The sequence below is a fragment of the Pandoraea cepalis genome (assembly GCF_902459625.1).
GTDB lineage: Bacteria > Pseudomonadota > Gammaproteobacteria > Burkholderiales > Burkholderiaceae > Pandoraea > Pandoraea cepalis.
In genome coordinates this window covers 339,133-351,190 of the sequence record NZ_CABPRY010000002.1, presented here as the reverse complement: position 1 = coordinate 351,190, position 12,058 = coordinate 339,133, and the positions used below count along the sequence as shown (strand labels likewise).

Here is a 12,058-nt window from a genome sequence, read left to right as displayed (position 1 = left end):
GTAGGAAAGCTGTCCGGGCTGTCGCCGTGCGCGTGCCGGCCCAGGCAGTCATGAGTGGTCGCGAGAAGTCGCACGAGGTGGTACTTTCGGCCGCCAATGCCTGATGCCGATTAGGGAATGGCGTTGGTGGTCGATTCTTATCGGTTGTCGTATGTATGCGACCGGCGATAAGGTAAACTGGGGGCGTTCTGTCGTCACCCATTACTCCAACCAACGCCATGTCCATGACCAGCCCGTTGCCCGCACGTCCTCGCCGCAAGTCTCGCAGCCTCACGGAAGAGGTAGTGAGCGCCTTGTCCGAGCAGATCCGCAGCGGAACGTTCCGCCCGGGCGACAAGCTGCCGACCGAGTCGGCCATCATGGAAAGCCTGGGCGTGAGCCGCACCGTGGTCCGCGAAGCGATCTCGCGACTGCAAGCCGCGCAACTGGTGGAAACGCGCCACGGCATCGGCACCTTCGTGCTCGAAGCGCCGCGCGAGAATTCATTGCAGGTCGACACCAACCGCATCCTCACGATGCTCGACGTGATGGCGATCCTGGAGCTGCGTATTTCGCTGGAAACGGAAGCGGCCGGGCTGGCGGCGAATCGCCGTACCGACACGCAGCTCAAGCTGATGCGCCAGGCGCTGGACGACTTCGAGATGCACGTGCGCCAACGCACGGGCAATGCGGTGACGGCCGACGTCGCGTTCCATCTGCAAGTGGCCAACGCTACCGGCAACCGCTATTTCCACGACATTCTCGAGCAGCTCGGCAACACGATCATTCCGCGTACGCGCGTGAATTCCGCCGAGCTCGCCGACGACGACCAGGTGTCGTATCTCAATCGCGTGAATCGCGAGCACGAAGACATCTACAACGCCATTGCGCGACACGATCCGGAAGCGGCGCGCGCGGCCATGCGCACGCACCTCACCAACAGCCGCGAGCGTCTGCGTCGCGCGCAGGAATCGGCCGGTCCGCAAGGGTAATGCCGCAGCCCGGCACGCGGCCGCGGCGCCTTTGACAGTCGACGTTTGACGTTTGACGTTCGACGTTTGACGTTTGACGTTCGACGTTTGACGTTTGACGTTCGACGTTCGACGTTCGACGTTCGACGTTTGACGTTTGACGTTTGACGTTCGACGTTCGACGTTCGACGTTCGACGTTTGACGTTTGACGTTTGACGTTCGACGTTTGACGGCCAGTTGTGTTTCGCGGTCCTGCCTGCCGGCAGCCCCGCTACTTTCCGTCGGGGCCGTCGATCACGCGCGGCTTGCCGAATACCGGCAGCCCCCAGCCGAAACGAAGTGACGCGAGACGCAGCGCGACGCAGGCAAACGTGGCAAACCACGGCGTCCACCAATCCGTCCATCCCGCATAGAAGAAACCGACTTGCACGCCCGCGCCGACAAGCGCCGCCGAGGCATAAATCTCCCGGTCCAGAATGGATGGCACGCGCGATAGCAGCACGTCGCGCATGACGCCGCCACCGACCGCGCTCACGATCCCCAGAAGAATCGCCAGTTCGGCGCTGTGACTGAAGGCCAGTGCCTTCTGCGCGCCCGAGACCGCAAACAGGCCGAGCCCGATCGCGTCGAAGAAGAGCACTGGCTGGTGCATCCGGCGCACCGGCGCGTAGGCGGCAATCACGACGGCGGATGCCAGCAACGACACCGCCAGATAGCGCCAGTTCGAGAGCCCGGTAGGCGGAATAGCGCCGATACAGAGATCGCGGATGATGCCGCCGCCGCAAGCCACCATGAACGAAACCGCCGCAATGCCGAAGAGGTCGAGGCGCCGTTGACGCGCCGCGACCGCGCCGCTGAGCGCGAAGGCGAAGGTGCCGATCAGGTCGAGAACGAGATAGACCGTGTGGGAATTCATGCCGCTGCATCGTGTTGGGCGAGCCATACGCCGGCGGCGCACAGCATGGCCTCCAACCCGGTGCGCAGCGTTGGCTCGATCACCGGCGCGAATTTCGGCGAATGATTGCTCGGAATCTCGTTGATCCGCTTCGCCGCCACGGCGCGCCGAAAGACCTCGGGATCGGTGCCGCCGACGAACCAGAAGGCATAAGGCACGTTCCATTCACGGCCGAACACGCTGAAGTCCTCGCTGGCCGCTGCGGGCTGCGTTTCATACACGCGCTCGCCGAAATGGGCTTCGAAGGCGGCAAGCAGGCGCTCGTGGGTCGCGGCATCGTTGACCGTGAGCGGGTAGCTCGACAGCGTTGTGAATTCGGGCTCGCGCGGGGCGTTTGAGGCAGCGCACTCCGCACAGCAGATACGACGGATCGCACCGAGCATGTACTCGCGCACGTCTTCGTCGAATGTGCGCACATTGAGCTTGAGCGTGGCGTCGTCGGGGATGATGTTTTCCTTCGTTCCCGCCTGCAGGGCGCCGACGGTCAACACCGCACTGTCGCGTGGCGAAATTTCGCGCGACACGATCGTCTGCAGGCGCAGCGTCGTGGACGCCGCCATGATGACCGGATCGATCGACGTCTGGGGCTGCGACCCATGCGAGCCGCGGCCGAACAGCTTGACCTTGAGACTGTCGCCGGCGGAGAGAATCGTGCCGCTTCGATAGCCGACCGTGCCCGCCGCGCCAACCATCACATGCTGGCCGAGAATCACGTCGGGCTTCGGAAAGCGCTGGGTCATCCCATCGTCCATCATGCTGCGCGCGCCGCGGGCGACTTCTTCTCCAGGCTGGAAGACGGCCATCAGGGTGCCATGCCAGGCGTCGCGATGTTCGGCCATCAGTCGCGCGATGCCCATCAGCCAGGTCACGTGCATATCGTGACCGCACGAGTGCGCGACACCGACCTCGACGCCGTCTTCATCCTTCGCGCTCACCGTGCTGGCATAGGGCAGTCCGGTGGCTTCGGCCATCGGCAGCGCGTCCATGTCGGCACGCAGCATCACCGTCGGCCCGGCGCCGTTGCGCAGCACGGCCACCACCCCGGTCACGCCCACGTTGCGCGCGACTTCATAGCCGAGCTTCTCGACGTAGTCCGCCACGATCCGTGCGGTGCGCACTTCCTGCATCGACAGTTCCGGATGCTGGTGAAGGTCCTTGTAGATCGCCTCGAGTTCCGGCAGTAGGCCGTCGATCTCGTCCGTCATCGTTTCGATCAGTGTCGACATGGTTGCCTTCCTGGGTTGCCGGCGTTCGCCGGCACAGCCGGCGGGCTCGCAAGCCGATGTTCGGTTTCGGCTTCGAGTGCGGGATTTCATTGTAGAGAAGAGTTCCGGCGCTTTCCAGCCGGCACGCGCGCACACGTCGTTCCTCGGTCGGACCCCCGGCAGGGCGACGATGCACAGCAGCAGTCGCTCCGGCGGCACGGCGATTCCGACAATTGTAATAGCCGAAAACGTGCCTGCCAGCTAACCTGCAGGTGGTTTACCCTGTGGGGGGGCAAGATCAAGCCCCCCACGCGATTCCGCCGCCCCTCGGAAATGTTCGATGTCAGCCAACCCGCGAACGAAGGTACTGCAACAGATCCCGCGAAGCGTGTGGATACTCGGTTTCGTCAGTCTGTTCATGGACATTTCATCCGAGATCATCCACAGCCTCCTGCCGATGTTTCTGATGGCAAGTCTCGGCGCGAGCGCGACGACGATCGGCCTGATCGAAGGGATCGCCGAAGCCACGGCCCCGATCGTGAAAGTGTTTTCCGGAACGCTCAGCGATTATTTGCGTAATCGCAAGTGGCTTGCGGTCCTGGGATACGGTCTCGGTGCGATCAGCAAACCGTTGTTCGCCATCGCGCCCACGATCGGGGTTGTCGTGACCGCGCGCGTGCTCGATCGTGTTGGCAAGGGCGTACGCGGTGCCCCGCGCGATGCGCTGGTGGCTGACATTACGCCCCCCCATCTACGCGGCGCGGCGTTCGGCTTGCGACAGGCACTGGACACGGTGGGCGCGTTCCTGGGACCGTTGCTGGCGGTTGTCATCATGCTCGCAGGATCGGACAACTTTCGGCTGGCCTTCTGGCTGGCCATGATCCCCGGTGTGATCGCCGTGGCGCTGCTCACGCTGGGCATTGAAGAACCCGCTCACGATCGCGGGGCCAAGCGGGTCAACCCGATTCGCTGGGAGAATGCAAAACGGCTCGGACGCGACTATTGGTGGGTCGTCGGCGTGGGCGGTGTATTTGCGCTGGCGCGATTCAGCGAAGCATTCCTGGTGCTGCGGGCCATGGACAGCGGCGTGCCTGTCGCATGGGTGCCGCTGGTGATGGTGGCGATGAACGCCGTCTATGCGCTGTCGGCCTATCCCTTCGGAAAGCTCGCCGACCAGATGAGCCACACCCGATTGCTCATCGCGGGCCTTGTGATGTTGTTCGCGGCCGACATCGTGCTCGCGCACGGCAACCATTGGACGGTACTGCTCGTAGGTGTCGCCCTTTGGGGATTGCATATGGGCATGACCCAGGGGCTGCTGGCCACGATGGTCGCCCAGACGGCGCCGGCCCAATTGCGGGGGACGGCCTTTGGTGTTTTCAACCTGGTGAGCGGCATCGTCACGCTCGGGTCGAGCGTCATTGCCGGCATGCTGTGGGATCGGGTCGGCGCCATGGCGACGTTTTACGCAGGCGCCATTTTTTGCGTGCTGACGGTGCTGTTGCTGTTGTCACGACGGGTCACCCCACGCCCCTCCATCGGTTGACGCAATGGCGGGGGAGGGAAAGCGACGTTGCTGGCCGATGCCGGTCGGTCCGCACCGGCCGCCCGTCCCTTCCGCCTCCCCTTAACGTTAGATCATGCGTGCCCTTTCACCAGACGGGCCTCGTCTGGCACCCGGTCGTCAGGCGCATCCCGATTCAGCACTGCGCGGGCCCGGTTCATGTCAAGCGCCCCCTCCCAACGCGCGACCACGATAGTGGCCACACCATTGCCGATGAGGTTCGTCACCGCGCGCGCTTCGTTCAGGAATCGGTCGACGCCGAGCAAGAGGACCAGCCCGGACACCGGAATCTTATGCATGGTCGCCAGCGTCGCGGCCAGTGCGACAAAGCCCGCGCCTGCCACGCCGGCGGACCCCTTCGACGTGAGTAGCAACACGCCGAGCAAGAGCAGTTGGTCCCAGATCGTCAAGTGCACGTTCACGGCCTGTGCCACGAAGATTGCCGCCATCGTGAGGTAAATGGCCGTGCCGTCGGCGTTGAACGTGTAGCCGGTCGGCAGCACCATCCCCACCACAGGGCGCGAACAACCGAGCTTCTCCATCTTGAAGAGCATTTGCGGCAGAACCGCTTCCGTCGACGCCGTACCCAGCGTGATCAACAGTTCGTCTTTGATGTATCGGAGATACTTCCACAGCGACAGACCACACAGACGCATCACACTGCCCAGCACGACGACAACGAACACGACCGACGTGAGATACAGGCACAACATCAGTTCGCCGAACGACGACAACGTACCGATTCCGTACTTGCCGACGGTAAAGGCCATGCCGCCGAAGGCACCGATCGGGGCGACATACATCACGATGCGAACCACGCCAAACATGCCCTGAAGGAACATGTCGAGCACATCGACGAACGGCGCCGTGCGGGGGCCGAGTTTCGCCAGCGAAATCGCGAAAAGGACCGAGAAGAAGATGATGGGCAGCATCTCGCCGTTGGCGAATGCCCCAACCACGCTGTTCGGAACGATGTTCATGAAGAAGTCGAGCATCGAATGTTGCTGCGCCGCGTGCGTGTAATTGGCGATCGCCTTGCCATCCAGGCTCGCGGGATCGATATTCATGCCCGAGCCGGGTTTGAGGAGATTGACCACCGCGAGCCCGATCAACAACGCGAAGGTCGACGCCACCTCGAAATACATGACGGCCTTGACGCCAACGCGCCCCGCCTCATGAAGGTCGGTCATGCGCGCAATGCCGACGACAACCGATGCAAAAATGATCGGTGCGAGCAGCATGCGAATCAGCTTGATGAAGAGATCTCCGAGCGGCTTGAGGTGGCTGCCGATGTCGGGGAAAAAATGCCCGACAACAACACCGGCGAGAATGCCGATCAATACTTGTACGTAGAGCCGGGACAGGTACTTCCCAATCCTTGATGCACGCATGGTTGTCTCCTGTGCGCGATAACTGCTGGATGGCATCACGCCGCTGGCCGGCTGCGGCATGCCGCGGCGGTGCAGTGCGATGTCGACGATTGTTCTGTTGGTGGATTGCACGGGCCGCGCCTTCCCTCCCGTGATGGCGCGGCGTGTGCCTCGCGAGAGTTATGCAGACAGCTTCTGCATTTCTGCATAGAGATCGGCCTTGCCTTCGAACCCAATGCCCGGCAAGTCCGGCATCGTGACGTAGCCGTTGTCGACGCGCACGCCATCGGGGAAGCCGCCGTAGGGCTGAAACAGGTCGGGGTATGACTCGTTACCGCCGAGTCCGAGTCCGGCCGCGATGTTCAGCGACATCTGGTGGCCGCCGTGCGGGATGCATCGGCTCGGCGACCATCCGTGTTCGCGCAGCATGTCGAGCGTGCGCAGGTATTCGACCAGGCCGTAGCTCAACGCGCAGTCGAATTGCAGCCAATCGCGATCGGCACGCATGCCGCCGTAACGAATCAGATTGCGGGCGTCCTGCATCGAGAACAGATCCTCGCCCGTGGCCATCGGCTTATCGTAGTAATTGCGCAACGTGGCCTGCAGCTCGAAATCCAGGGGATCGCCCGGCTCTTCATACCAGAACAAATCGTATTGCGAGAGCGCCTTGGCATAGGTCACCGCCGTATCGAGATCGAATCGACCGTTTGCGTCGACCGCCAGCTTTTGACCATCACCGAGCACGCTCAGGATCGAATCGATACGACGCAGATCCTCATCGAGCGATGCGCCGCCAATCTTCTTCTTCACGACGGTGTAGCCACGGTCGAGATAGCTGCGCATTTCGTCTTTCAGCTTCTGGTGGTCCTGCCCTGGGTAGTAATAGCCACCGGCGGCGTAGACGAAGATCTTGCGGTCCGGATGGCCGTTGCCGTAGCGATCCGCAAGCAGCTGGAACAGCGGCTTCCCCTCGATCTTCGCAACGGCGTCCCACACCGCCATGTCGATGGTGCCGATCGCCACCGAACGCTCGCCGTGCCCACCCGGTTTCTCATTGGTAAACATCGTGGCCCAGATCTTGTGGGGATCCAGGTTGTCGCCGGCGTCATTCACCAGTGACGCCGGGTCGGCTTCGAGCAAGCGGGGGATGAAGCGCTCACGCATCAACTTGCCCTGCCCGTAGCGGCCGTTGGAGTTGAAGCCATAGCCGACGACAGGTTTGCCGTCGCGGATAACGTCGGTCACGACGGCGACGAGACTCAGCGTCATCTTGCTGAAGTCGATATAGGCGTTACGGATGGGGGAGCTGATAGGTACGGTCTTTTCGCGGATATCAACGATTCTCATGGTGTCTCCTCTAGGCGCATGGCGCGTTGCGACGGCAACGTGCTGATCGAGGCGTCAGCTTATGCGTCCGCGACTAGGTTAAGATTCACCAAAAATCACATCTTTATTTACTTACAGTGAAGAATGACATCGCATCGCCGCTTGAATTCTTTGTGCTGCTGGCCCGGCACGGCAGCTTGACGGCAGCGGCGCGCGAGTTGGACCTGACGCCCCCGGCCGCCACGAAACGGCTGGCGCAGCTCGAAGCGAGACTGGGGGTGCGGCTGGTCAATCGCACGACGCGAAGCATCAGCCTGACGACGGAAGGCGAAACTTACCTGCACCATGCGACGCGCATCCTGGCCGAGATTCGAGAGATGGAGGATGCGGTATCGTCGAGCCGTTCAGTGCCGCGAGGCCTGTTGCGCGTCAACGCGCCCATGGGGTTCGGGCGCACCGTGATTGCGCCGCTCCTTTCCGAATTCGCCAAGCGGCACCCCCACGTGGAAGTGCAATTGGACGTGACGGATCGGCCGGTGGATCTCGTGGAGAGCGGGATGGATCTCGCGATCCGTTTTGGCACGCTGCCGGACAAGCGCTTGATCGCGCGACGCATCATGGTCAATCGACGATTTCTGTGTGCTTCACCGCGCTATCTGGAGCTGCACGGCACGCCGCAAAGTTTAGCCGATCTTGCGCATCACAACTGCATCGTGCATCGTCAGAACGACGATGCTTACGGCGTCTGGCGTCTCGTGTGCGACGGGCGCAACGAGGCGATGAAAGTGCACGGAACGATGTCGAGCAACGATGGTGACATCGTGTTGGGATGGGCGCTCGACGGCCATGGCATCTTGATTCGCTCCGAATGGGACCTGGCGAAATATGTTGAGAGCGGGCGACTGCGGGTGGTACTCCCCGAACACGTTCAGCCGGATGCCGATTTGTTCGTCTACTACCCGAACAAACTGAATCAGTCGGCACGCGCACGCGCGTTCATTGATTTTCTCGTTGAACGCTTTGGTCACCACGCGCTTAGGTAGTCGCGCGCCTCGGCGCGGCGACATGAGTGTTGCGCGAAACTGCCGACTAGTGAGCCGTTCAACAACGAAGGCTCAACTTCACCGGGGCAAATGCTTCTACACGGTTTTGAAGCTTCCTCGATATTGCTGAGGCGTGACGTTGAGTCGCCGCTGAAACGCGCTGCGCATATGGTCGGGACTGGTAAAACCACAGTCGAAAGCGATGGTCTTGAGGGCCGCCTCGGTGGATTCCAGAAGTTTGCGAGCTTGATCCAGGCGAACCCCTTCCACGAATTCATGCGGGGTTACGCTCAGCTCACTCACGAAGAGCCGCGCAATACTACGCGGGCTTACACCGCCGATATCAGCAAGCCGCTCGACCGGGAACGCTTCGCGGATATGTTCCATGACATAGGTTTGCACCTTGCCCAGCGGGGTTTCCGGGTCACGGGCCGAGATCAGCAGTGGGCTGAACTGAGATTGGCCTCCCTGGCGCTGCGCGATAACAACGAGCGCCTTGGCGCATGCGAGAGAAAGCGCAGGTCCGTGATCTTCGCCAACCAGAGAGAGGCTGAGGTCAATGCCCGCCGTCACGCCCGCGGAGGTCACCAAGCGATCGTCACGAGAATAGATCCGGTCATGCTCCACCCGCGCTGCAGGGAACTGCGTTGCGAGCTGCTCTGAACAAATCCAATGCGTCGTGACGGTTCGGTCATCGAGCAGTCCGGCATGGCCTAGCGCAAAAGCGCCCGTGCAAATCGAGCCATATCGCTGGGCTGCGACACCCCATCGCCTCAGCCACGCCGACAAGGCATCGTCGGGTGGACTTGCGGGAAGGTGCGGGCCGCCTGCCACCAGCACCGTGTCAAAAGCGCGGTTTGCCTGATCGAAGCTCAGATCAGCCATCATCCACATTCCGTTGGAACTGCGCAGGCGCTGTGTGCTGCTTGCCACCAGGACACATTGGTAATGGTCCTGTTCCGGCAAGAAGCCATTGGCTGCCGTGAAGACATCAAGCGGGCCGGCTACGTCAAGCGCTTGAACGCCGTCGAATATGACGACTGCAACTTCTCTCTTTGCCATCGGTACCCGTGTCCTCGCGCCAAGAATGATCCGTTTTTCGGACGCCAATTTGCCCGAAACGCCGCTGGCAGTTTATCACTCACGCTTGGCAGTTTTCCGCAGGCCAATGCAATTGCCGCCAAACCGGATTGTCGCGATGATGATTGGACCGGCTGCAAGGTCCTCATCGGGCCCCCGCCAAACCCCGCATTCATCCGATACCCGCCAAGTTCGCTACCTACGGAGAACCCATCTTGACCCACCATCATCCTGCAACGCCGGCCATCAATGGCATTGCCATTCCCGACAGCGCCTTGGCCCGGGCGATCACCGAATTTGTGCGCGATACCGAGACCGAGCTGCTCTTCAACCATTCGAGCCGGGTCTATTTCTTCGGCGCCCTCGCCGGGCAGCAACGCGGGCTGACCTTCAATCCGGAGCTGCTTTACGCGGCGACGATGTTTCACGATGTTGGTCTGATGCCGTCGCACAGCAGCGCCGACCTGCGCTTCGAAGTGGATGGGGCGAACGCCGCCCGCGACTTCCTGCAAAGCTACAAGCTCGACCCCGCCGACATTGAAAAGGTGTGGACCGGCATTGCGCTGCACACCACGCCGGGCGTACCCGAATTCATGCATCCGGTGATCGCTCTTACCACCGCAGGCGTTGAGATGGACGTGCTGGGCCTGACCTATGACCGCTATCCCGCGGACATCCGTGAGGCCGTGGTCGCCGCCTTTCCACGCACCCCCGCCTTCAAGGAAGACATCATCCAGGCCTTCTACGACGGCATCAAGCATAAGCCCGACACCACATTCGGCAACGTCAAGGCAGATGTGATCGCCGACAAGGCGCCGCATTTCCATCGCGGAAATTTCTGCTCCGTCATCCGCTGCTCACACTGGCACGGCTAAGCCGCTTCCCCCAAACCCTTTATTCAAGGAGAAATACGATGACTGTCTCTGTATCCAACTCGATCTCTAACGTAATCCTCGTTCACGGCGCCTGGGCCGATGGCTCCAGCTGGGCCAAGATCATTCCTCTGCTGGCCGCCAAGGGCATGGCCGTGACTGCCGTCCAGCTTCCGCTCACCAGTTTCGAGGCCGATGTCGCGGCGGTTGACCGTGCCATCGCGCTGGCGCAGGGCGATGTGGTGCTGGTGGGCCACAGCTATGCGGGCGCCGTGATCGGGCAAGCAGGCAACGATCCCAAGGTCAAACGGCTCGTGTACATCGACGCCTTTGCGCCCGATGCGGGGGAATCAGCCGGCTCGCTCTTCGCCCAGTTCGAAGCCGCCCCGCTCAACGACGAAATCAGGCCCGACGCGCAAGGGTTCCTGTCGCTCACCGCCAAAGGCGTCGCCACCTTGTTCGCACAAGACCTCGACTCCGCCGAGCAGACAGTCGTCCATGCCACGCAAGGCCCGATCAACGGCGCGGCGCTCGGCGGCACGCTGACACAGGCCGCATGGCGCAGTCGTCCCACGTTCTATCTGATTGGCGAAGACGATCAGGCCATCCTGCGCGTCGATCAGGAACGCATGGCCGCGCGCATGAATGCAACGGTCAAGCGTGTTGCTTCCAGCCATGTGCCGATGTTGTCGCATCCCGTTGTCGTCGCTGACTTCATCCTTCAGGCCGCCGCCTGAGATCACCACAGCCGCAATATCCGCGCTGCCAGCCTGTTTCAGGAGCCGTTTCATGAACACCTTTTCGGACACCGTCCAACTCCATGTCGAGGATCTCGGGATCAACGCGCCGGCGCTCGTGTTCCTGCATTACTGGGGCGGGTCGTCGCGCACGTGGCGGCATGTTACGCAGCGCCTCAGGCCCGCTTTTCGCACCATCGCGCTCGATCAGCGCGGCTGGGGCCAGTCGGACAAACCACCCAGCGGTTATACGCTAGCGACTCTGGCCGACGATGCCCAACGGCTGATCGAAAGTCTCGGCCTCGATCATTACCTCTTGGTCGGGCATTCGATGGGCGGCAAAGTCGCGCAACTGCTGGCATCGCGCCACCCGGCAGGACTGGCGGGACTGGTACTGGTAGCGCCATCGCCGCCATCGCCGATGCGCGTGCCGCTCGCCGTCAGGCAAGACATGGTCGGCGCCTACGATAGCCGGGAAAGCATCCTGGCCACCGTCCGGCAGATGCTGGCAGCCAGTCCGCTTCAGCCGGACGATCTGGAAACCATCGTGCAGGACAGCCTGCGCGGAGCGCCCGCTGCCAAAGTGGCATGGCCGCTGGCCGCCAGCCAGGAAGACATCAGCGCGCAAGCCGCACTGATTCGCGTTCCCACGCTCGTCATTTCAGGCGAAAAAGATCAGGTCGATCCCCCTGCCGTGCTGCAGCAGGAGTTGATGACGCGCATACCGCACGCCACTTTGCATATTTTGTCGGGCATCGGCCATCTCTCGCCCCTGGAAGCACCGGGCGACCTCTCAGACCTGATCCGGGACTTTGCCACGCCGTTGCTGGCTGCAACGCCCGCGCTGATCGAGCCTGCGGAAGCGCCTCCTGCCGACCACAACGTGATCGCGGGCACCGGGCAACGCGTCGCACCGCATCGCAGCGATGACGAAGACTTCGCCACGACACCATAG

The 12,058-nt window shown here is 62.1% G+C and carries 11 protein-coding genes; 6 read left to right on the top strand and 5 right to left on the bottom strand.

The features are described 5' to 3' along the window. Positions 1-224: 224 nt before the first annotated feature. The gene (locus PCE31107_RS06495; protein ID WP_130026933.1) at positions 225-971 is read left to right on the top strand and encodes a FadR/GntR family transcriptional regulator; all 747 of its coding nucleotides are present in this window, start codon (positions 225-227) and stop codon (positions 969-971) included. 251 nt (positions 972-1,222) lie between these two features. On the opposite strand, the gene PCE31107_RS06490 is transcribed toward PCE31107_RS06495, so the two are convergent. After that, a complete protein-coding gene (locus tag PCE31107_RS06490) occupies positions 1,223-1,867 on the bottom strand; it encodes a trimeric intracellular cation channel family protein (RefSeq protein ID WP_150607278.1) in 645 nt (214 codons plus the stop codon). Continuing rightward, positions 1,864-3,132 carry a M20 family metallopeptidase gene (locus PCE31107_RS06485; protein ID WP_150607276.1) on the bottom strand — a complete coding sequence of 423 codons (1,269 nt, stop codon included), beginning with the start codon at positions 3,130-3,132 and terminating at the stop codon, positions 1,864-1,866. The genes PCE31107_RS06490 and PCE31107_RS06485 overlap by 4 nt, the downstream gene beginning before the upstream one ends. A 319-nt stretch (positions 3,133-3,451) precedes the next feature. Between PCE31107_RS06485 and PCE31107_RS06480 the strand changes: the two genes are divergently transcribed. Continuing rightward, positions 3,452-4,657, top strand: a complete 1,206-nt coding sequence (locus tag PCE31107_RS06480) for an MFS transporter (RefSeq protein WP_150607274.1) — start codon at positions 3,452-3,454, stop codon at positions 4,655-4,657. Between the two features lie 92 nt (positions 4,658-4,749). Here the strand turns inward: PCE31107_RS06480 and dctA are convergent, their stop codons facing one another. Together dctA and PCE31107_RS06470 are read right to left on the bottom strand one after the other, a co-directional pair. Beyond that, on the bottom strand, positions 4,750-6,066 hold the full coding sequence (dctA, locus tag PCE31107_RS06475; protein ID WP_150607272.1) for a C4-dicarboxylate transporter DctA: 1,317 nt from the start codon (positions 6,064-6,066) through the stop codon (positions 4,750-4,752). A 159-nt stretch (positions 6,067-6,225) separates the two neighbouring features. Continuing rightward, a complete protein-coding gene (locus PCE31107_RS06470) occupies positions 6,226-7,392 on the bottom strand; it encodes a mandelate racemase/muconate lactonizing enzyme family protein (RefSeq protein WP_150607270.1) in 1,167 nt (388 codons plus the stop codon). A gap of 116 nt (positions 7,393-7,508) precedes the next feature. Here PCE31107_RS06470 and PCE31107_RS06465 point away from each other — a divergent pair, with 116 nt between their 5' ends. After that, a complete protein-coding gene (locus PCE31107_RS06465; protein ID WP_150607268.1) occupies positions 7,509-8,414 on the top strand; it encodes a LysR family transcriptional regulator in 906 nt (301 codons plus the stop codon). A 96-nt stretch (positions 8,415-8,510) separates the two neighbouring features. Here PCE31107_RS06465 and PCE31107_RS06460 read toward each other — a convergent pair whose 3' ends face one another. Continuing rightward, entirely contained in the window at positions 8,511-9,476 is a 966-nt protein-coding gene (locus tag PCE31107_RS06460) for a GlxA family transcriptional regulator (protein ID WP_150607266.1), read from the bottom strand. A 233-nt stretch (positions 9,477-9,709) separates the two neighbouring features. Here PCE31107_RS06460 and PCE31107_RS06455 point away from each other — a divergent pair, with 233 nt between their 5' ends. From PCE31107_RS06455 to PCE31107_RS06445, 3 genes are read left to right on the top strand one after another with little or no spacing between them, the layout of a single operon-like run. Next, positions 9,710-10,369, top strand: a complete 660-nt coding sequence (locus PCE31107_RS06455) for an HD domain-containing protein (RefSeq protein WP_130027960.1) — start codon at positions 9,710-9,712, stop codon at positions 10,367-10,369. A gap of 38 nt (positions 10,370-10,407) precedes the next feature. Further along, the gene (locus PCE31107_RS06450; protein ID WP_150607264.1) at positions 10,408-11,103 is read left to right on the top strand and encodes an alpha/beta fold hydrolase; all 696 of its coding nucleotides are present in this window, start codon (positions 10,408-10,410) and stop codon (positions 11,101-11,103) included. A gap of 52 nt (positions 11,104-11,155) precedes the next feature. Next, on the top strand, positions 11,156-12,058 hold the full coding sequence (locus PCE31107_RS06445; protein ID WP_150607262.1) for an alpha/beta fold hydrolase: 903 nt from the start codon (positions 11,156-11,158) through the stop codon (positions 12,056-12,058).

Excerpts from the sequence above, each read along its gene's own strand:
- PCE31107_RS06495 (WP_130026933.1), top strand. The coding sequence starts at position 225 with ATGACCAGCCCGTTGCCCGCACGTCCTCGCCGCAAGTCTCGCAGCCTC.
- PCE31107_RS06490 (WP_150607278.1), bottom strand. The coding sequence starts at position 1,867 with ATGAATTCCCACACGGTCTATCTCGTTCTCGACCTGATCGGCACCTTC.
- PCE31107_RS06485 (WP_150607276.1), bottom strand. The coding sequence starts at position 3,132 with ATGTCGACACTGATCGAAACGATGACGGACGAGATCGACGGCCTACTG.
- PCE31107_RS06480 (WP_150607274.1), top strand. The coding sequence starts at position 3,452 with ATGTCAGCCAACCCGCGAACGAAGGTACTGCAACAGATCCCGCGAAGC.
- dctA (WP_150607272.1), bottom strand. The coding sequence starts at position 6,066 with ATGCGTGCATCAAGGATTGGGAAGTACCTGTCCCGGCTCTACGTACAA.
- PCE31107_RS06470 (WP_150607270.1), bottom strand. The coding sequence starts at position 7,392 with ATGAGAATCGTTGATATCCGCGAAAAGACCGTACCTATCAGCTCCCCC.
- PCE31107_RS06460 (WP_150607266.1), bottom strand. The coding sequence starts at position 9,476 with ATGGCAAAGAGAGAAGTTGCAGTCGTCATATTCGACGGCGTTCAAGCG.
- PCE31107_RS06450 (WP_150607264.1), top strand. The coding sequence starts at position 10,408 with ATGACTGTCTCTGTATCCAACTCGATCTCTAACGTAATCCTCGTTCAC.
- PCE31107_RS06445 (WP_150607262.1), top strand. The coding sequence starts at position 11,156 with ATGAACACCTTTTCGGACACCGTCCAACTCCATGTCGAGGATCTCGGG.